General features: G+C 65.1%; 17 protein-coding genes and 1 pseudogene. 12 read left to right on the top strand and 6 right to left on the bottom strand.

All coding sequences use genetic code 11. The features are described 5' to 3' along the window. Positions 1-136 precede the first annotated feature (136 nt). Positions 137-217, bottom strand: a pseudogene (locus IG196_RS32320) (ESPR domain-containing protein); the annotation flags it as partial. Between the two features lie 317 nt (positions 218-534). Here IG196_RS32320 and IG196_RS06385 point away from each other — a divergent pair. Genes IG196_RS06385 through IG196_RS06375 form a run of 3 tightly spaced genes read left to right on the top strand, consistent with a single transcriptional unit; the run spans position 535 to position 2,994 of the window. Further along, positions 535-975 (top strand): DUF4019 domain-containing protein, encoded by a 441-nt coding sequence (locus IG196_RS06385; RefSeq protein ID WP_192195462.1) that lies wholly within the window; start codon positions 535-537, stop codon positions 973-975. After that, positions 972-2,114, top strand: coding sequence for a DUF2827 domain-containing protein (locus IG196_RS06380; RefSeq protein WP_192195461.1), 1,143 nt, complete (start codon positions 972-974; stop codon positions 2,112-2,114). Before IG196_RS06385 ends, IG196_RS06380 begins: the two co-directional genes overlap by 4 nt. A 19-nt stretch (positions 2,115-2,133) precedes the next feature. Further along, complete coding sequence (locus IG196_RS06375) at positions 2,134-2,994, top strand: hypothetical protein (protein WP_192195460.1); 861 nt, start codon at positions 2,134-2,136, stop codon at positions 2,992-2,994. A gap of 95 nt (positions 2,995-3,089) precedes the next feature. Here IG196_RS06375 and IG196_RS06370 read toward each other — a convergent pair whose 3' ends face one another. From IG196_RS06370 to IG196_RS06350, 5 genes are all read right to left on the bottom strand, one after another. Beyond that, positions 3,090-5,675: a bifunctional aconitate hydratase 2/2-methylisocitrate dehydratase gene (locus tag IG196_RS06370; RefSeq protein WP_192195459.1), complete on the bottom strand. Its 2,586-nt coding sequence runs from the start codon at positions 5,673-5,675 to the stop codon at positions 3,090-3,092. 93 nt (positions 5,676-5,768) lie between these two features. Continuing rightward, positions 5,769-6,326, bottom strand: coding sequence for a hypothetical protein (locus IG196_RS06365; RefSeq protein WP_192195458.1), 558 nt, complete (start codon positions 6,324-6,326; stop codon positions 5,769-5,771). Positions 6,327-6,350: 24 nt separating this feature from the next. Next, a complete protein-coding gene (locus IG196_RS06360; RefSeq protein ID WP_192195457.1) occupies positions 6,351-7,364 on the bottom strand; it encodes an HpcH/HpaI aldolase/citrate lyase family protein in 1,014 nt (337 codons plus the stop codon). After that, positions 7,361-8,149, bottom strand: coding sequence for a trans-aconitate 2-methyltransferase (tam, locus tag IG196_RS06355; RefSeq protein WP_192195456.1), 789 nt, complete (start codon positions 8,147-8,149; stop codon positions 7,361-7,363). The genes IG196_RS06360 and tam overlap by 4 nt, the downstream gene beginning before the upstream one ends. Before the next feature lie 18 nt (positions 8,150-8,167). After that, entirely contained in the window at positions 8,168-9,154 is a 987-nt protein-coding gene (locus IG196_RS06350; RefSeq protein WP_093124159.1) for a malate dehydrogenase, read from the bottom strand. A gap of 182 nt (positions 9,155-9,336) precedes the next feature. On the opposite strand from IG196_RS06350, the gene IG196_RS06345 reads away from it, so the two are divergent. The 9 genes from IG196_RS06345 to leuC all read left to right on the top strand — a co-directional run bounded on the left by IG196_RS06345 (position 9,337) and on the right by leuC (position 17,967). Continuing rightward, positions 9,337-10,095, top strand: a complete 759-nt coding sequence (locus tag IG196_RS06345) for a GntR family transcriptional regulator (RefSeq protein ID WP_099795598.1) — start codon at positions 9,337-9,339, stop codon at positions 10,093-10,095. 235 nt (positions 10,096-10,330) lie between these two features. Then, positions 10,331-10,777, top strand: coding sequence for a succinate dehydrogenase, cytochrome b556 subunit (gene sdhC / locus IG196_RS06340; RefSeq protein WP_192195455.1), 447 nt, complete (start codon positions 10,331-10,333; stop codon positions 10,775-10,777). A gap of 13 nt (positions 10,778-10,790) precedes the next feature. Further along, the gene (gene sdhD / locus IG196_RS06335) at positions 10,791-11,156 is read left to right on the top strand and encodes a succinate dehydrogenase, hydrophobic membrane anchor protein (RefSeq protein WP_099795596.1); all 366 of its coding nucleotides are present in this window, start codon (positions 10,791-10,793) and stop codon (positions 11,154-11,156) included. A 6-nt stretch (positions 11,157-11,162) separates the two neighbouring features. Further along, positions 11,163-12,971 (top strand): succinate dehydrogenase flavoprotein subunit, encoded by a 1,809-nt coding sequence (gene sdhA / locus IG196_RS06330; RefSeq protein ID WP_099795595.1) that lies wholly within the window; start codon positions 11,163-11,165, stop codon positions 12,969-12,971. A gap of 22 nt (positions 12,972-12,993) precedes the next feature. Then, a complete protein-coding gene (locus tag IG196_RS06325; RefSeq protein ID WP_099795594.1) occupies positions 12,994-13,695 on the top strand; it encodes a succinate dehydrogenase iron-sulfur subunit in 702 nt (233 codons plus the stop codon). A gap of 20 nt (positions 13,696-13,715) precedes the next feature. Beyond that, on the top strand, positions 13,716-14,030 hold the full coding sequence (locus IG196_RS06320; protein WP_099795593.1) for a succinate dehydrogenase assembly factor 2: 315 nt from the start codon (positions 13,716-13,718) through the stop codon (positions 14,028-14,030). 24 nt (positions 14,031-14,054) lie between these two features. Continuing rightward, positions 14,055-15,365 (top strand): citrate synthase, encoded by a 1,311-nt coding sequence (gltA, locus tag IG196_RS06315; RefSeq protein ID WP_062479703.1) that lies wholly within the window; start codon positions 14,055-14,057, stop codon positions 15,363-15,365. A 180-nt stretch (positions 15,366-15,545) separates the two neighbouring features. After that, complete coding sequence (locus IG196_RS06310; RefSeq protein ID WP_192195454.1) at positions 15,546-16,499, top strand: LysR substrate-binding domain-containing protein; 954 nt, start codon at positions 15,546-15,548, stop codon at positions 16,497-16,499. Positions 16,500-16,545: 46 nt separating this feature from the next. Next, the gene (gene leuC, locus IG196_RS06305) at positions 16,546-17,967 is read left to right on the top strand and encodes a 3-isopropylmalate dehydratase large subunit (RefSeq protein WP_192195453.1); all 1,422 of its coding nucleotides are present in this window, start codon (positions 16,546-16,548) and stop codon (positions 17,965-17,967) included. Positions 17,968-17,975: the final 8 nt, after the last annotated feature.

Below are 17,975 nucleotides of genomic sequence, written 5' to 3'. Positions count from 1 at the left end.
TGCCGATAGCTATCGATTCATCTGTTGCCGTACTCCCGTTGAGCGCGTATTGAGCCAACGCCCCGCCCCCATACCCCGCCGCCGCTCCCGCCACCACCAAAGCAGCCACAGTCGCCACGCGCGACTTGCTCTTCTTCCCTCGCGCCGAAGTCAGTTCAGACGCCGCAACCCAGGCCCCCAGGGCTTCATTCCAGATACTTCGGTAAGACTTGTTCATATTCTTCGAGCTCGGTTCACAGAGGGCGGGCGCGGTATCAACGGCGGAGGAAGGCAACGACCGCCCGTGGTCGTCGCCCCAGCCAGGGTCGTAGTTACCCTGACGTTCACAATGGACGCGGTAATGTACTCAGTCGTTTACATTTGCGGCCATTCGCACTCATATGAAGCCGAGAAATGATGATTTAGTTCACAAACTTTCACGTTTGGAGACAATTTCAGGGCCACCGACCTCGCCATGGAACGTCGAGCCAAAGGCCGCGCCTAGAATCGCCGCCGCTGTCCGTTCCCGCGGTTTTCCGCACAAAGATTGCCAAAATGAAGCCGTTCCTCTCCCGTTTCCTGGCCGCATGCACGCTAGCCCTGGCCAGTTCCTGCGCCCTGGCACAGGACGGCTCTTCCGCCGACGAGCTCGTGCAGGCGGGCCTCACCGCCCTGAAGCAAATCGACGAAGGCCGGGCAGGGGAAATCTGGGACACCGCTTCGGCTTTCATCAAAACCCGGTACCCACGAGCTGACTTTGTCGCCAATACACAACGCGCCCGTCAGACCGTGGGCACCGTCGCTCGGCGTGATTGGGCCGGCATCACGCGGATCCGCAACCCGGACGGCAGCGCCGGCATTCCGGCCGGCCTGTATGCCAACGTCGACTTCTCCACGCGACTGGAGAACAACAAGACGGTCTTCGAAAAGGTCAGCTTCCGCCTCGAACCCACCGGCTGGCGGCTGACCGGCTACGTCCCGCGCGAAAACCAATGACCACCGGCTCGGGTGCGGGCCTGCGCATCGGCATCACGATCGGCCTTCACCATGAGGCCGAGACCCTCTGGAACAACGGCATCAAGCAGAACGCCGTGTTCCTGGCGGAGGCGCTGAAGCACTGCCCCAGCGTCGCCTCGGTGGTGCTGGTCAACACCACCGCCACACCCATCACATCCGCCCTGCCCTGGGACCAGGCCCGTTGGCCGACCGTGACCTTCGAGGGGGCCAAGGACAGCGTGGACGTGCTGATCGAGCTGGGCGGGCAGATCGACGCCGACCAGACCGAGCACCTGAAGCGCCGCGGCGCGCGGCTGGTGTCGTACTGCTGCGGCTTCGAGTACGTGCACGCGATGGAGTCGATGCTGTTCGGCAAGCCGCTGTGGGGCCGCAACCTGTTCGTCAACCAGCGCTACGACGACATCTGGATGGTTCCGCAGGTGGCCCACATCAGCCAGCCGTACTTCGAGGTGCTGCGCCGCGCCGAAGCGCGTGCCGTGCCCTTCGTCTGGAGCCCGGTGTTCCTCGAAGAGCGCTCCCGCGCGCTGCCCGAGGGCGGCGCATACCAGCCGCGCAGCGGCCCGCGGCGGCTCAGCGTGATGGAGCCGAACATCAACGTGGTGAAGTTCTGCGTCTACCCGATCCTGATCGCCGAACTGGCGTACCGCGCCCGGCCTGACGCCATTGCGCTGCTGCAGGTGACGAACGCGGAGCGCATGGCCAAGGACAGCATGGAGTTCATCACGCTGATGAACCAGCTCGACCTGGTGCGTCAGCACAAGGCGGTCTTCCTGGGCCGGCACGAAACCCCGGTGTTCCTCGCGCAGAACACCGACATCGTGGTCTCGCACCAGTGGGAGAACCCGCTCAACTACTTCTACCTGGAGACCTGCTGGCAAGGCTATCCGCTGGTCCACAACGCGCACCTGTGCGCGGACCTGGGCTACTACTACGCCGAGAACGACGTGGCCGCAGGCAGCGCGCGCGTGCTCGAGGCGATCGACGGGCATGACGCCCAGGCAGGCGCTTATCGCGAGCGGCAGCGCGCACTCATCGCGCGCTATCTGCCCGGCGACGCAGCGGCCACGCAGACCTACGACACGCTGCTGCAGGGCCTGATGCAGCGCCCTGCTCGCTAGACCCACGGAGTCCTCTCGCATGCTCGACCCGTCCGAACTCCGGCACTTCTATCCCGTGATCGTGACGCCGAGCCACGACGGCAAGTTCTTCCAGAACTACGTGGCGTCGCTGCTGAACTTCACCATCAACGCCGAACGCGCCGGCATGAAGATGCAGGTGCTGATGCACCAGGGCGAAAGCTTGGTCACGCGCGCGCGCAACAACTGCGTGGCCCAGTTCCTGGCCAACACGGAGTGGACCCACCTGTTCTGGGTCGATGCCGACATCGGCTTTTCGGCCGAGGCAGCGTTCCGCCTGCTGCTGTCGGGCTACGACATCGCCGCCGGCGTCTACCCGCTGAAGCGCGAAAACTGGCCAGAGGACGGCGTGGTCGCAGGCACCACGCAGCAGCAGTTCGAGGCCGGCTTCACGCGCTATACAGTGAATGCCGCGCCCGCTGAAGGGTCGACGCAGATCGAGCTCGAGGTGCAGCCCGACGGCTTCATGAAGATGACCGAAGCGCCGACCGGTTTCATGTCGATCCGGCGCAACGTGTTCGAACGGCTCATGGCCGCCTACCCGGACCTGCAGTACGTGCCCGACAGCATCGGCGAGGCTGACCGCGGGCTGCATTACCGCTTCTTCGACGTGATGGTCGACCCGCTCACACGGCGCTATCTGTCGGAAGACTACGGCTTCTGCCGCTTGTGGTCGGGGCTGGGTGAGTCTGTCTACATCGATGCCAACTCGAACCTGACCCATCAGGGCGCCAAGCTGTATCGGGGAGACTTCGCCCATTCGCTGCAGGCATCACTGTCCCAGGCGGTCGGTGGCCCGACCGGCATGGCGATGGTGCTGAAGGGCTGGGAACACCTGAAGTCCAACCCGCCGCCGGGCTGATACCGAACCCGCCGAACGCCCATGAAAAAAGCCCCGCTGAAGCGGGGCTCGTTTCATGGGGCCGGCGAATCAATCGCTCGCCGGCCGTCGCCCTCTCAGGCCGCGACCGTGTCCGCCACGCCCTTGTAGTCTTCGATCTTGTCGAAGTTCAGGTACTGGTAGATCTGGCTGCTCGAGGCATCGAGCACGCCCGTGGCGGCCATGTACTCCTCGCGCGTCGGGATGCGGCCCAGACGCGAGCAGATGGCGGCCAGTTCGGCCGAGCCCAGGTACACGTTCGTGTTCTTGCCCAGACGGTTCGGGAAGTTGCGGGTGCTGGTCGACATCACCGTGGCGCCTTCGCGCACTTGTGCCTGGTTGCCCATGCACAGCGAGCAGCCCGGCATTTCGGTACGGGCGCCGGCGTTGCCGAACACGCCGTAGTGACCTTCTTCGGTGAGTTGCTGCGCGTCCATCTTGGTCGGCGGTGCGATCCACAGCTTGACCGGGATGTCGCGCTTGCCTTCGAGCAGCTTCGATGCGGCGCGGAAGTGACCGATGTTGGTCATGCACGAGCCGATGAACACTTCGTCGATCACGGCACCGGCCACGTCGCTCAGCGTCTTCACGTCGTCGGGGTCGTTCGGGCATGCCACGATGGGTTCGTGGATCTCAGCCAGGTCGATCTCGATCACGGCGGCGTACTCGGCGTCGGCGTCACCCTTGAGCAGCTGCGGGTCCGCGAGCCAGGCTTCCTGCGCGGCGATGCGGCGTGCCAGCGTGCGGGCGTCTGCGTAGCCTTCGGCAATCATCCACTTCATCAGCGTGATGTTGCTGTTGATGTACTCCTGGATCGGTTCCTTGTTCAGGTGCACCGTGCAGCCGGCGGCCGAGCGTTCTGCGGAAGCGTCGCTCAGTTCAAAGGCTTGTTCGACCTTCAGGTCGGGCAGGCCTTCGATTTCGAGGATGCGGCCCGAGAAGATGTTCTTCTTGCCTTGCTTGGCCACGGTCAGCAGGCCCGACTTGATGGCGTACAGCGGAATGGCGTTGACCAGGTCACGCAGCGTGACGCCGGGCTGCATCTTGCCCTTGAAGCGCACGAGCACCGACTCGGGCATGTCCAGCGGCATCACGCCGGTGGCAGCCGCGAAGGCCACGAGGCCGGAGCCCGCGGGGAAGCTGATGCCGATGGGGAAGCGGGTGTGGCTGTCGCCGCCCGTGCCCACGGTGTCGGGGGTCAGCAGGCGGTTGAGCCAGCTGTGGATCACGCCGTCGCCCGGACGCAGCGAGACGCCGCCGCGGTTGGCCATGAACTCGGGGAGTTCGTGGTGCATCTTGACGTCGACCTTCTTCGGGTACGCCGCCGTGTGGCAGAACGACTGCATCACGAGGTCGGCCGAGAAGCCCAGGCAGGCCAGGTCTTTCAGCTCGTCGCGGGTCATCGGGCCGGTGGTGTCTTGCGAGCCGACCGAGGTCATCTTGGGTTCGCAGTACGTGCCTGGGCGCACGCCCGTGCCTTCGGGCAGGCCGCAGGCGCGGCCGACCATCTTCTGTGCGAGCGAGTAGCCCTTCTTGGTGTCGACCGGGCTGGTCGGCAGGCGGAACAGCGTGGACACGGGCAGGCCCAGGGCCTCGCGCGCCTTGGTGGTGAGGCCGCGGCCGATGATCAGCGGAATGCGGCCGCCGGCGCGCACTTCGTCGAACAGCACGTCGCTCTTGACGGTGAACTCGGCAATGACCTTGCCGTCCTTCAGCGCCTTGCCTTCGTAGGGACGCAGCTCGACCACGTCGCCCATGTTCATCTGCGTCACGTCGAGCTCGATGGGCAGTGCGCCCGAGTCTTCCATCGTGTTGTAGAAGATGGGAGCGATCTTGCCGCCGAGGCAGACGCCGCCGAAACGCTTGTTCGGCACGAAGGGAATGTCTTCGCCGGTGAACCACAGCACCGAGTTGGTGGCGCTCTTGCGCGACGAACCCGTGCCGACCACGTCGCCGGCGTAGGCCACGAGGTGGCCGCGTGCGCGCAGGTCTTCGATGAACTTCACCGGGCCGCGCTTGCCGTCTTCTTCAGGAACGATGCCGGGGCGCGCGTTCTTGTGCATCGCCAGGGCGTGCATTGGAATGTCGGGACGCGTGGTGGCGTCAGGTGCTGGCGACAGGTCGTCGGTGTTGATTTCGCCAGCGACCTTGAAGATGCTGACGGTGATGCTTTGCGGCACTTCCGGGCGGCTCGTGAACCACTCGGCATCGGCCCAGCTTTGCAGCACGCCCTTGGCGTGGGCGTTGCCCTTGTCGGCCTTTTCCTTGACGTCGTGGAACTGGTCGAACATCAGCAGGGTTTTCTTCAGGCCTTCGGCTGCGACGGCGCCGACTTCGGCGTCGTCCAGCAGGTCGATCATGGGGCTGATGTTGTAGCCGCCGAGCATGGTGCCGAGCAGTTCAGTGGCGCGGGCGCGCGTGATGAACGCATTCTTCTCGGTGCCGTGGGCCACGGCCGCGAGGTAGCTCGCCTTGACCTTGGCGGCGTCGTCGACGCCGGCGGGCACACGGTAGGTGAGCAGGTCCAGCAGGAAGGCGCCGTCCTTGGCATTCGCGCTCTTCAGGAGCTCGATCGCTTCGGCGGTCTGCTTCGCGCTCAGGGGCAGCGGCGGGATACCGAGCGCGGCGCGTTCGGCAACATGATCAACGTAGGCTTGCAACATCTTCTTTTCTCCGGAAACTAGGCTATCGGGCGTGCGGAACGGTCTCGAGCGGCCAAGCAAGAGCCGCGCCGCACCCCGGGTTCGGTGCTCTTCTTACTTCTTGGCTGCGTCGGCACCTTCGAAAAGGGCCTTCGGGGGGTTCTTCTTCATCTCGTCGGCGAAGGCGACCTGGGCAGCGGTCTGGCATTCGTCGGCGATGCGCAGGCCGGCCTTCTGGTTCATCAGCATCGACTTGTTGCCGAGCTGGAGCCACATGGCGCCGGCACGCGGGTCTTCGAGGCGGATGGCGCCGGTGCGGCTTTCGACCGGGTGCATGCGGTACTTCAGGCCCTTGGTGGTCACGTTGAAGAAGCCGGGCTTCTTCTCGTCGGCCGTCACGGTGACGTCGGCGCCGAGTTCGCACTGGGCCTTGCCGGTGGACACGCGCTGTGCCACGGCCAGGTCGGCGTCGTTGAGCACGATGTTGGTTTCGTCGGCGATCGGCGTCACTTCCTCGACGGCCTTGGCGGCCTTGCGGGTCACCTGACGCTTCGGCGGGGCCTTCTTGGCTTCGGACTTGGCGGCGGCCGGCTTGGTGGCGGTGGCGTTTTGCGCTACGGCGGCGAACGGCAGGGCCAGGGCAACGGCGGCGATCAGGGCAATTTTCTTCATGTGCGGGGTTCCTTGAGGCTGGATTCAGTGGGTTTCAGGAGACCGCGATGCAAACCAGGCTTTCGCCTCGGAGGGCAACGCGCGCCCTGTTGCGTGGGCACGCGTCAGGACCTGCCAGAAGTGGCGGTAGCTCGCGCGGTCGTGCAATGTGCCATCAATTTGTGTCGGTGCCCAATCCGCGTCGGCGGCTTTTGTAATGATTTTTGTGGCAATTTGAATCTGCGCCTCGTCGGGCGCGAAGGCCTCGAGGATCGGGCGGATCTGGTTCGGGTGGATGCTCCACATCCGCGTGTAGCCGAATTCGGTGGCCGCCTTGCGGGCCGCGGTGCGCATCGCATCCATGTCGTTGAACTCGGTGACCACGCAATGCGAAGGCACCTTGCCGTAGGCATGTGCGGCCGAGGCCAGTGCCAGCTTGGCACGCACGACCAGCGGATGGCTGAACTGCCCCGCCGCGCCCATGCCGTCGGCGGGAATGGCGCCGGCATGCGCCGACACGAAATCCATGAGACCGAAGCTCAGCGACTGCACGCGCGGATGCGCGGCGATCTCGAAGGCGTTGTGGATCGCCAGGGGCGATTCGATGAGCACGTGCAGCGGCAGCGCGGCGGCATCGGCCGCGTCGAGCGCGGCAACAGCCTGAAACACATCGGCCACGGATTCGACCTTGGGCACCATCAGGTGGCTCAGTCGATCGCCCGCACGACCGGCGATGGTGACCACGTCGCCGGCAAAGGCGGGGTGATCGACCGGGTGCACGCGCACACCGACACGCATGCCGGGCTTCGCGGCCAGCGCGAGCTCGGTGACGAGCGCGGCATGCTCCGCCTCGCCGCCGACCGGGGCGCCGTCTTCGCAGTCGAGGGTGACGTCGAACACGCAGGCGCCGAACTCCTCGGCCATCTCGGCCTGGAGCGCGAGGCTCTTCTTCATGCGGGCTTCGACGCCGCTGTAGTGGTCGCACACCGGCAGGGTCACGGCGCCGGCCTGTGCGCCGAGCAGCACGTCCGCGGGATGGGCGGCATTCTTGGTGGTCATGCGTCTTTTTTCTTGTGCGCCACGATGAACATGCGCGGGAAAGCGAGCAGGCGCTTGCCGTCGGTGCGCACCGGGTAGGCCTCGGCCACCCGGCGTTCGTATTCGGCGAGATAGCTCGCCTGCAGGTCGGGCGGCAGCCGGTCGACGAAGGGCTTCAGCCCGGTGCTGCGCACCCATTCGACGATGGCCGCGGCGTCTGCCATCGGGTGCTGGTAGATGGTGTGCCAGACATCGACATGGGCCGCACGTGCGGCCAACAGGTCGTAATAACCGCCAAGCGGCAGCAGCAAGGTGCGCAGCTTGTCTGCGTCGCCGATGGGCTCGGCCCAGGGCGCTTCGGCCGCCACCGCCCGCATCAGGCGGTGCGTAGGCTCTTGCCGGTTGTCGGGCATCTGGACGGCGAGCAGGCCGCCCGGGGCCAGCGCGTCGAACAGGCGGGGGATCAGCGCTTCGTGATCCGGCACCCATTGCAGGGACGCGTTGGCATAAATGAGATCGGGCGCTTCTGTTTCACGCGGCGCCCAGGTCGCGATGTCGCTCAACGCGAAGCGCGCCGCCGGCAGGCGCTCGCGCGCACTGACCAGCATGGCTTCGGAGTTGTCGGTGCCCGTGACTTGCGCCGAGGGGAACCGATGTGCCAGCAGCTCGGTGGAATTGCCCGGTCCGCATCCGAGGTCGACCACATGGGCGGCCTCGGCAAGCGGGACCCGCGCCAGGAGTTCCTGTGCGGGCCGGGTGCGCTCGTCCTCGTAGCGACGGTAGAGCGCGGGGTTCCAGTCGAGCATGCGGGCGATTTGCTTGACTTACAGCAGGTGGGCGACGCCGGCGCGTTCGCCCTCGAGCTCTTCGAGCGTCTTGTTGATGCGTTCCTGGCTGAATGCGTCGATGTCGAGACCTTCGACCAGCTTGTACTCACCGTTTTCGCAGGTGACCGGGAAGCCGAACATCACGTCCTTCGGAATGCCGTACTGGCCGTCCGACGGGATGCCCATCGTGACCCACTTGCCGTTGGTGCCCAGGGCCCAGTCGCGCATGTGGTCGATGGCGGCGTTGGCAGCCGAGGCAGCCGACGACAGGCCGCGTGCTTCGATGATGGCCGCGCCGCGCTTGCCGACGGTCGGCAGGAAGGTGTTGGCGTTCCATTCCTGGTCGTTGATCATCTTGGCGACGCTTTCGCCGTTGATGGTCGCAAAGCGGTAGTCGGCGTACATCGTGGGCGAGTGGTTGCCCCAGACGGTGAGCTTCTCGATGTCGGCCACGGCCTTGCCGGTCTTGGCGGCGATCTGGCTGGCAGCGCGGTTGTGGTCCAGGCGCAGCATGGCGGTGAAGTTCTTGCGCGGCAGGTCCGGTGCCGACTTCATGGCGATGTAGGCGTTGGTGTTGGCGGGGTTGCCGACGACCAGCACCTTCACGTTGCGCGAGGCCACGGCGTTCAGCGCCTTGCCTTGTGCCGTGAAGATGGCGCCGTTGACGGCCAGCAGTTCGGCACGTTCCATGCCGGGGCCGCGGGGGCGCGAGCCGACCAGCAGGGCGTAGTCGGCGTCCTTGAAGGCGGTCATCGGGTCGCCGTGGGCTTCCATGCCGGCCAGCAGCGGGAAGGCGCAGTCGTCGAGCTCCATCATCACGCCCTTGAGCGCCTTCTGGGCCTTCTCGTCGGGGATTTCGAGCAGTTGCAGGATGACCGGCTGGTCTTTGCCGAGCATTTCGCCGGAAGCGATACGGAACAACAGGGCATAACCGATTTGACCGGCGGCACCGGTAACGGCAACGCGGACAGGCTTTTTGCTCATGGGAAGACTCCAGAAGGTAGTGAAACGGGGCTGCGCTCTCGTGGGGCGCCAGCGGTCCTGCGGGGGGAAGCTTTCCCGCGGCGCGGGACCGGCCCGCATTTTAAGCCGAATCGACAAAGGCCGTCTTATGTCTTATATAAGATATCCTCTGGGGGTCCGCCACGGCGCACCCCACCGCTGCCATGAACACGCCCTCCACCCTCGACGAGCCCACGACGCCGTCCTTCAGTCCGCTCTACCAGCAGATCAAGACCCTGATCCTGCAGAGCCTGCAGGCCGGCGAGTGGAAGCCGGGCGAGCCCATCCCCAGCGAGATGGACCTGGCCGTGCGGTACCGCGTGAGCCAGGGCACGGTGCGCAAGGCGATCGACGAACTGTCGGCCGAAAACCTGGTGGTGCGCCGCCAGGGCAAGGGCACCTTCGTCGCCACGCATGCCGAGCAGCATGTGCAGTACCGATTTCTGAAGCTCGTGCCCGACGCCGGCAGCCCGAGCGCCGAAGGCCCGGCCGAGCGCACCATCGTCGACTGCAAGCGCCTGCGCGCCTCGGCCGACGTGGCGCGTGCATTGAGCCTGCGCACCGGCGACGCCGTGCTGCAGGTGCGCCGCGTGCTCGCCTACGCGGGCGTGCCGACCATCCTCGAAGACCTCTGGCTGCCCGGCGCGCCCTTCAAGGGCCTCACGGCCGACCGGCTGCGCGCCTGGCCCGGCCCGATGTACGCCATGTTCGAAACCGAGTTCGGCGTGCGCATGGTGCGCGCCGAAGAAAAGATCCGCGCCGTGCTGCCCGATGCCGAACAGGCCCAGCTGCTCGACGTGCCGCTGCAGATGCCGCTGCTGAGCGTGGAGCGCGTGGCGCACACGTACCACGACATGCCGATGGAACTGCGACGCGGCCTGTACCGCACCGACACCCACCACTACCGCAACCAGCTGGGCTGACCCGATGGCGCCGAAGAACCTCGCCCGCGCGGGCACAAACGCGCACACTCAGCCCGCGCAACGCAGCCTCGAGCCCCGAGCATCCGACTGCCGCAGTGCGTTGACTCCTGTGCGTCCGATGCGCGATGGTGCATTGCAATAGAATTTTGCGTTGTTTGCATTCCGCAGAAGAAACAAAAGCGTTCGCTCTCAGAACAAGCCAACAAGTCACAAAAGCCACGAAAGCCATCTCCCTATGACAGAGCTTGCAACTCCCCCCCGGCCGCCGCGTCGCGAATTCCGGAACATCAATGCCTTCACCGATCTCACGACCTACCGGCTGCCGCCGGCCGGCATCGTGTCGATCCTGCACCGCGTGAGCGGCGTGATCATGTTCCTGCTGATGCCCTTCATCATCTGGATGTTCGACACCTCGCTGTCATCTGACTATTCGTTCGCGAAATTCAAGTCTGTTTTCAACATCGGTGTCGGCTTCGCTCCGGGATGGTTCTTCAAGCTCATCGCACTGGCGCTCATCTGGGCCTACCTGCACCACTTCATCGCCGGCCTGCGTCACCTCTGGATGGACGTGAGCCACTCCGCCGTGACCAAGGAATTCGGTCACAGCTCGGCCATCTTCACGCTGGCCGCAAGCATCATCCTCACGCTGGCGCTCGGCGCCAAGCTGTTCGGCCTGTACTGAGAAGGAGCCCCCCATGTCTGTGAATTACGGCTCCAAGCGCATCGTCGTCGGTGCGCACTACGGTCTGCGCGACTGGCTCAGCCAACGCATCACCGGCGCCCTGATGGCGCTCTTCACGATCATCCTGCTCGCGCAGGTGGTCTTCTCGCGCGGCCCCATCGGCTACGACCTGTGGGCCGGCATCTTCGCCGCACAGTGGATGAAGGTCCTGACCTTCTCCGTGATCGTTGCCCTGCTCTATCACGTGTGGGTCGGCATGCGCGACGTGTGGATGGACTACGTCCAGCCTGTCGCCATCCGTCTCGTGCTGCAAGTTTTCACCATCGTCTGGCTTGTCGGTTGTGCGGGTTGGGCTATTCAAGTGCTTTGGAAGATCTGACCCACCATGACCTACACAAAAGAAAACATCACCAAGCGCAAGTTCGACGTCGTCATCGTCGGTGCCGGCGGCTCCGGCATGCGCGCCTCGCTGCAACTCGCCCGTGCCGGCCTCAACGTGGCCGTGCTCTCCAAGGTGTTCCCGACCCGTTCGCACACCGTGGCTGCCCAGGGCGGCGTGGGCGCCTCGCTCGGCAACATGAGCGAAGACAACTGGCACTACCACTTCTACGACACGATCAAGGGTTCCGACTGGCTCGGCGACCAGGACGCGATCGAGTTCATGTGCCGTGAAGCCCCGAAGGTCGTGTACGAGCTCGAACACTTCGGCATGCCCTTCGACCGCAACCCCGACGGCACCATCTACCAGCGCCCGTTCGGCGGCCACACCGCCAACTACGGCGAGAAGGCCGTGCAACGCGCCTGCGCCGCGGCCGACCGCACCGGCCACGCGATGCTGCACACGCTCTATCAGAAGAACGTGGAAGCCCGCACCCAGTTCTTCGTCGAATGGATGGCGCTCGACCTCATCCGTGACGACGAAGGCGACGTGGTCGGCGTGACCGCTCTCGAAATGGAAACCGGCGACCTGCACATCCTGCAGGCCAAGACCGTGCTGCTGGCCACCGGCGGTGCAGGCCGCATCTTCGGTGCGTCCACCAACGCGTTCATCAACACCGGCGACGGCCTGGGCATGGCCGCACGTTCGGGCATCCCGCTGCAGGACATGGAGTTCTGGCAGTTCCACCCCACCGGCGTGGCCGGCGCGGGCGTGCTGCTGACCGAAGGCTGCCGCGGCGAAGGCGCCATCCTGCTGAACAGCAACGGCGAACGCTTCATGGAGCGCTACGCGCCCACCCTGAAGGACCTGGCACCGCGCGACTTCGTGTCGCGCTCGATGGACCAGGAAATCAAGGAAGGCCGTGGCTGTGGTCCCAACAAGGACTACATCCACATGAAGCTGGACCACCTGGGTGCCGACACCATCCACAAGCGGCTGCCGTCGGTCTACGAGATCGGCATCAACTTCGCCAACGTCGACGTCACCAAGGAACCGATTCCTGTGGTGCCGACCATCCACTACCAGATGGGCGGCATTCCGACGAACATCAACGGCCAGGTCGTCATCCAGAAGGGTGAAGACAACAGCGCCATCGTGAACGGCCTCTACGCCGTGGGCGAATGCTCCTGCGTGAGCGTGCACGGCGCCAACCGCCTGGGCACCAACTCGCTGCTCGACCTCTTGGTGTTCGGCCGCGCGGCCGGCAACCACATCGTCGAGTTCAACGACAAGCTCAAGGAACACAAGGAACTGCCCAAGGATGCGGCCGACCGCACCCTGCAGCGCCTGAACGAACTCGAAGCCGCCACCGGCGGCGAGTACGCACAGGACGTGGCCGGCGAGATCCGCGCCGTCATGCAGCAGCATGCCGCCGTGTTCCGCAAGCAGGCCTCGATGGACGAAGGCGTGGTCAAGATCGCCGCCGTGCGCGAGCGCGTCAAGAGCATCGGCCTCAAGGACAAGTCCAAGGTGTTCAACACCGCCCGCATCGAAGCGCTGGAAGTCGACAACCTGATCGAAGTGGCGCAGGCCACCATGGTCTCGGCCGCCGCCCGCAAGGAATGCCGCGGCGCCCACACGGTGGAAGACTACGAGCGTCCCGCAGACGACCCGGTCGCACCGCTGGGCCGCGACGACGCCAACTGGATGAAGCACACGCTCTGGTACAGCGCGGACAACCGCCTCTCGTACAAGCCCGTCAAGCTGCAGCCGCTGACGGTGGCATCCGTGCCACCCAAGGTCCGCACGTTCTAAGAATATTTACAAGGTCCATACGATGAAGCGCACATTCCAGATCTACCGCTACGACCCGGACAAGGACGCCAAGCCCTACATGCAGACGATCGAGGTCGAACTCGACGGCCACGAACGCATGCTGCTGGACGCCCTGATGAAGCTCAAGGCGCAGGATCCCACGCTGTCGTTCCGCCGCTCGTGCCGCGAAGGCGTCTGCGGCTCCGACGCGATGAACATCAACGGCAAGAACGGTCTGGCCTGCCTGACCAACATGAACACGCTCAAGGGCACCGTCGTGCTCAAGCCGCTGCCGGGCCTGCCCGTCATCCGCGACCTGATCGTCGACATGACCCAGTTCTTCAAGCAGTACAACTCGATCAAGCCGTACCTGCAGAACGACACCGTGCCGCCCGAGAAGGAACGCCTGCAGTCGCCCGAAGAGCGCGAAGAGCTCGACGGCCTGTACGAGTGCATCCTGTGCGCGAGCTGCTCCACGAGCTGCCCGAGCTTCTGGTGGAACCCCGACAAGTTCGTGGGCCCGGCCGGCCTGCTGCAGGCCTACCGCTTCATCGCCGACAGCCGCGACGAAGCCACCGCCGAGCGCCTGGACAACCTGGAAGACCCGTACCGCCTGTTCCGCTGCCACACGATCATGAACTGCGTCGACGTGTGCCCGAAGAACCTGAACCCCACCAAGGCCATCGGCAAGATCAAGGAACTGATGGTGCGTCGCGCCATCTGACCTTCTTTCAAGACACCACCATGCAAACCGCCGACGAACTCCAGCAGCCGCTCAGCGAACGTGCGCTGAGCAAACTGAAATGGCGTTGCCGGCGCGGCCTGCTCGAGAACGACCTGTTCATCGCCCGCTTCTTCGAGCGGCACGAATCCCACATGACCAACGGTCAGGCGGGAGCGATGGAGACATTGATGGACCTGTCGGACAACGACCTCCTCGACCTTTTGCTGCGCAGAAAGGAGCCCGAGCCCGAATGGGCCGGCGCCGAGGTGGTCGCATTGCTGCATCTGATGCGTACCGATGGCGCGCAGCGTCCCGCAATCTCTCCTTCGTCCTGAATCCTCCTCTGAAAGTAAACCGAAATGAAAGCATCCGATACCAAGGCCACGCTGTCGTTCAGCAATGGCGGCGACAACGTCGAACTGCCGATCTACAAGGGCACCATCGGCCCTGACGTGATCGACATCCGCAAGCTGTATGCACAGACCGGCATGTTCACGTACGACCCGGGCTTCATGTCGACCGCCGCCTGCCAGTCGGCCATCACCTACATCGACGGTGACAAGGGCGAGCTGCTGTATCGCGGCTACCCCATCGAGCAGCTCGCGACCAACTGCGACTTCATGGAGACCTGCCACCTGCTGCTGTACGGTGAACTGCCGGACGCAGGCAAGAAGGCCAGCTTCACCAAGCTCGTGACCAACCACACGATGGTCAACGAGCAGATGCAGTTCTTCCTGCGCGGCTTCCGCCGTGATGCCCATCCGATGGCCATCATGACCGGCCTCGTGGGCGCCCTGTCGGCCTTCTATCACGACAGCACGGACATCAACAATCCCGAGCACCGCGAGATCGCCGCGATCCGCCTGATCGCGAAGATGCCCACGCTCGTGGCCATGGCCTACAAGTACACCGTCGGCCAGCCGTACATGTACCCGAAGAACGAACTCAGCTATGCAGGCAACTTCCTGCACATGATGTTCGCCACGCCGTGCGAAGAGTACAAGGTGAACCCGGTGCTCGAGCGCGCGCTCGACCGCATCTTCATCCTGCACGCAGACCACGAGCAGAACGCATCGACCTCGACCGTGCGCCTGTGCGGCTCGTCGGGCACCAACCCCTTCGCGGCCATTGCAGCCGGCGTGGCGTGCCTGTGGGGCCCGGCCCACGGCGGTGCCAACGAAGCGGCACTGAACATGCTGTACGACATCCAGCGCGAAGGCGGTGTGGAAAAGATCGGCGAGTTCATCAAGAAGGTCAAGGACAAGAACTCGAACGTCAAGCTGATGGGCTTCGGCCATCGCGTGTACAAGAACTACGACCCGCGCGCCAAGCTGATGCAGGAAACCTGCAACGAAGTGCTGACCGAGCTGGGCCTGGAAAACGACCCGCTGTTCAAGCTCGCCAAGGAACTCGAAAAGATCGCTCTGGAAGACGAGTACTTCGTGTCGCGCAAGCTGTACCCGAATGTCGACTTCTACTCGGGCATCGTGCAACGCGCCATCGGCATCCCGGTGCCGCTGTTCACCGCGATCTTCGCGCTGGCCCGCACGGTCGGCTGGATCGCCCAGCTGAACGAAATGATCGGCGACCCCGAGTACAAGATCGGCCGCCCGCGCCAGCTGTTCGAAGGCTCGCCCAAGCGTGACGTGAAGCCGATCTCGGCCCGCTGATCGATCTAGCGCGGAACTTCCGCCCCCTGAAAAAGCTGCCTCCGGGCAGCTTTTTTATTGCCCGTTCGGCATGCCCCTCCTCGCCAGCCGGCAGCGAGGTCATCGCGCATCGCGATGGCAATGGCTTAAAAACAGGAAGAAAATAGCCAACTCATCGCAAAACGCGATGCCCAATCCCCCATGAGCACATCCGAACGCAACTTCGCCCGCCGCATCGACCTCACGTCGCTGCAGCTGTTCGTGGCCGTGTGCGAGCTGGGCAGCATCGGGCGCGCGGCGGAGCGCGAGTTCATTGCAGCCTCGGCCGTCAGCAAGCGGCTGTCCGACCTGGAAGCCACGCTCGGCACCGCCCTGCTCTACCGCCATGCGCGCGGCGTCGACCTCACGCCGGCCGGCGAAAGCCTGCTGCACCACGCACGCTCGGTGCTCTACAGCCTCGAGAAGATGCAGGGCGAGCTCAGCGAGTACGCCGACGGCGTGCGCGGCCACGTGCGGGTGCACGCCAACATCTCGGCCATCGTGCAGTTCCTGCCGGAAGACCTGGGCGTGTTCTCGCGCGCGCACGAGGCCATCAAGATCGATCTCGAGGAGCACCTGAGCAGCGAAGTGATCCGCGCGGTGCAGGAAGGCGCGGCCGACCTCGGCGTGTGCCACGTGGCCGGCGGCGCGGGCGAATTGCAAAGCCTCTCTTACCGGCACGACCGCCTCGCGCTGATCGTGCCCGAGGGGCACGCGCTGGCCGCACAGGAAGCGATCGATTTCATCGACTCGCTGGCCTTCGACCATGTCGGCCTGCACACCAACAGTTCGATCTACGTGGCGATGCACGAAGCGGCGCTCAGTGCCGGCCGCAGCGTCAAGCTACGCATCCACGTCACGGGCCTGGACGCCATGTGCCGGATGATCGAAAACGGCCTGGGCATCGGCGTGATGCCGCAGCGCGCCTTCGAACTCATGCACAACGGCATCGGCCGCGGCCTCGTGAGCGTGACGCTCAACGACGCCTGGGCCGCGCGCGAAATCCGGCTGGTGGCGCGCGACTTCTCCACCTTGCCGGTGGCGGCGCGCACGCTGGTGAACCACCTGCACGCGGCGGCCGATTCGGCCGACGCCACCGAACGACTCGCGGCCTAGACCGCGTCGACAGACAATCCATTTCCCCACGAAAGAAGAGACCGACATGGCACGCACGCTCTACGACAAGATCTGGGACGAACACGTCGTCCACACCGAGGAAGACGGCACCGCGATCCTCTACATCGACCGCCACCTTGTGCACGAAGTGACCAGCCCGCAAGCCTTCGAAGGCCTGCGCGAAGCCGGCCGCAAGCTGTGGCGCATCAGTTCGGTGGTGGCCACCGCCGACCACAACACGCCGACCACCGGCTGGGAGCTGGGCTACGAAGGCATTGCCGACCCGACCAGCAAGGAGCAGGTCACCACGCTGGACCACAACATCGCCGAGTTCGGCGCCGCCGCGTTCTTTCCGTTCCTGAGCAAGCGCCAGGGCATCGTGCACGTGATCGGCCCGGAAAGCGGCGCGACGCTGCCGGGCATGACCGTGGTCTGCGGCGACTCGCACACCTCCACGCATGGCGCGTTCGGCGCGCTGGCGCACGGCATCGGCACCAGCGAGGTCGAGCATGTGATGGCCACGCAGACGCTGCTGGGCAAGAAGGCCAAGAACATGCTCGTGAAGGTCGAAGGCAAGCTGCCGCTCGGCTGCACGGCCAAGGACATCGTGCTGGCCATCATCGGCAAGATCGGCACCGCCGGCGGCACGGGCTACACCATTGAATTCGCGGGCTCGGCCATTCGCGACCTGAGCATGGAAGGCCGCATGACGGTCTGCAACATGGCCATCGAAGCCGGCGCGCGCGCCGGGCTGGTGGCGGTCGATGAGAAGACCATCACCTACGTGAAGGGCCGTCCGCTGGCGCCCACGGGCGTTGAATGGGACCAGGCCGTGGGCTACTGGCGCACGTTGCAGTCCGACCCGGGCGCGGCCTTCGACGCCGTGGTCGAGCTCGACGCCGCGCAGATCCCGCCGCAGGTGACCTGGGGCACCTCGCCCGAGATGGTGGTCGACATCAACGGCCGCGTGCCCGATCCCGACAAGGAAAAAGACGCGAGCAAGCGCGGCGCCATCGAGCGCGCGCTGGTCTACATGGGCCTGGAACCCAACAAGGCCATGAACGACATCTTCATCGACAAGGTGTTCATCGGTTCGTGCACCAACAGCCGCATTGAAGACATGCGCGAAGCCGCCGCCGTGGTGAAGAAGCTCGGCCAGAAGGTCGCGAAGAACGTGAAGCTCGCGATGGTCGTGCCCGGCTCGGGCGTGGTGAAGGAACAGGCCGAGCGCGAAGGCCTCGACCTGATCTTCAAGGCCGCGGGCTTCGAATGGCGCGAACCCGGCTGCTCGATGTGCCTGGCGATGAACGCCGACCGGCTCGAGCCCGGCGAGCGCTGCGCATCGACCAGCAACCGCAACTTCGAAGGCCGCCAGGGCGCGGGTGGCCGCACCCACCTCGTGAGCCCGGCCATGGCCGCCGCTGCTGCCGTGCACGGCCACTTCGTCGACGTCCGTACGTTCGCCTGAACCCAGAG

Origin of the sequence: Variovorax sp. 38R (genome assembly GCF_014843395.1) — a bacterium.
Taxonomy (GTDB): domain Bacteria; phylum Pseudomonadota; class Gammaproteobacteria; order Burkholderiales; family Burkholderiaceae_C; genus Variovorax; species Variovorax paradoxus_H.
Note: the sequence above shows the minus strand (reverse complement) of the source record. Positions and strands in the feature narration are given on the sequence as shown.

Bases quoted from the DNA above. Each gene is read 5' to 3' on its own strand.
- IG196_RS06385 (WP_192195462.1), top strand. From the start codon at position 535: ATGAAGCCGTTCCTCTCCCGTTTCCTGGCCGCATGCACGCTAGCCCTG.
- IG196_RS06380 (WP_192195461.1), top strand. From the start codon at position 972: ATGACCACCGGCTCGGGTGCGGGCCTGCGCATCGGCATCACGATCGGC.
- IG196_RS06375 (WP_192195460.1), top strand. From the start codon at position 2,134: ATGCTCGACCCGTCCGAACTCCGGCACTTCTATCCCGTGATCGTGACG.
- IG196_RS06370 (WP_192195459.1), bottom strand. From the start codon at position 5,675: ATGTTGCAAGCCTACGTTGATCATGTTGCCGAACGCGCCGCGCTCGGT.
- IG196_RS06365 (WP_192195458.1), bottom strand. From the start codon at position 6,326: ATGAAGAAAATTGCCCTGATCGCCGCCGTTGCCCTGGCCCTGCCGTTC.
- IG196_RS06360 (WP_192195457.1), bottom strand. From the start codon at position 7,364: ATGACCACCAAGAATGCCGCCCATCCCGCGGACGTGCTGCTCGGCGCA.
- tam (WP_192195456.1), bottom strand. From the start codon at position 8,149: ATGCTCGACTGGAACCCCGCGCTCTACCGTCGCTACGAGGACGAGCGC.
- IG196_RS06350 (WP_093124159.1), bottom strand. From the start codon at position 9,154: ATGAGCAAAAAGCCTGTCCGCGTTGCCGTTACCGGTGCCGCCGGTCAA.
- IG196_RS06345 (WP_099795598.1), top strand. From the start codon at position 9,337: ATGAACACGCCCTCCACCCTCGACGAGCCCACGACGCCGTCCTTCAGT.
- sdhC (WP_192195455.1), top strand. From the start codon at position 10,331: ATGACAGAGCTTGCAACTCCCCCCCGGCCGCCGCGTCGCGAATTCCGG.
- sdhD (WP_099795596.1), top strand. From the start codon at position 10,791: ATGTCTGTGAATTACGGCTCCAAGCGCATCGTCGTCGGTGCGCACTAC.
- sdhA (WP_099795595.1), top strand. From the start codon at position 11,163: ATGACCTACACAAAAGAAAACATCACCAAGCGCAAGTTCGACGTCGTC.
- IG196_RS06325 (WP_099795594.1), top strand. From the start codon at position 12,994: ATGAAGCGCACATTCCAGATCTACCGCTACGACCCGGACAAGGACGCC.
- IG196_RS06320 (WP_099795593.1), top strand. From the start codon at position 13,716: ATGCAAACCGCCGACGAACTCCAGCAGCCGCTCAGCGAACGTGCGCTG.
- gltA (WP_062479703.1), top strand. From the start codon at position 14,055: ATGAAAGCATCCGATACCAAGGCCACGCTGTCGTTCAGCAATGGCGGC.
- IG196_RS06310 (WP_192195454.1), top strand. From the start codon at position 15,546: ATGAGCACATCCGAACGCAACTTCGCCCGCCGCATCGACCTCACGTCG.
- leuC (WP_192195453.1), top strand. From the start codon at position 16,546: ATGGCACGCACGCTCTACGACAAGATCTGGGACGAACACGTCGTCCAC.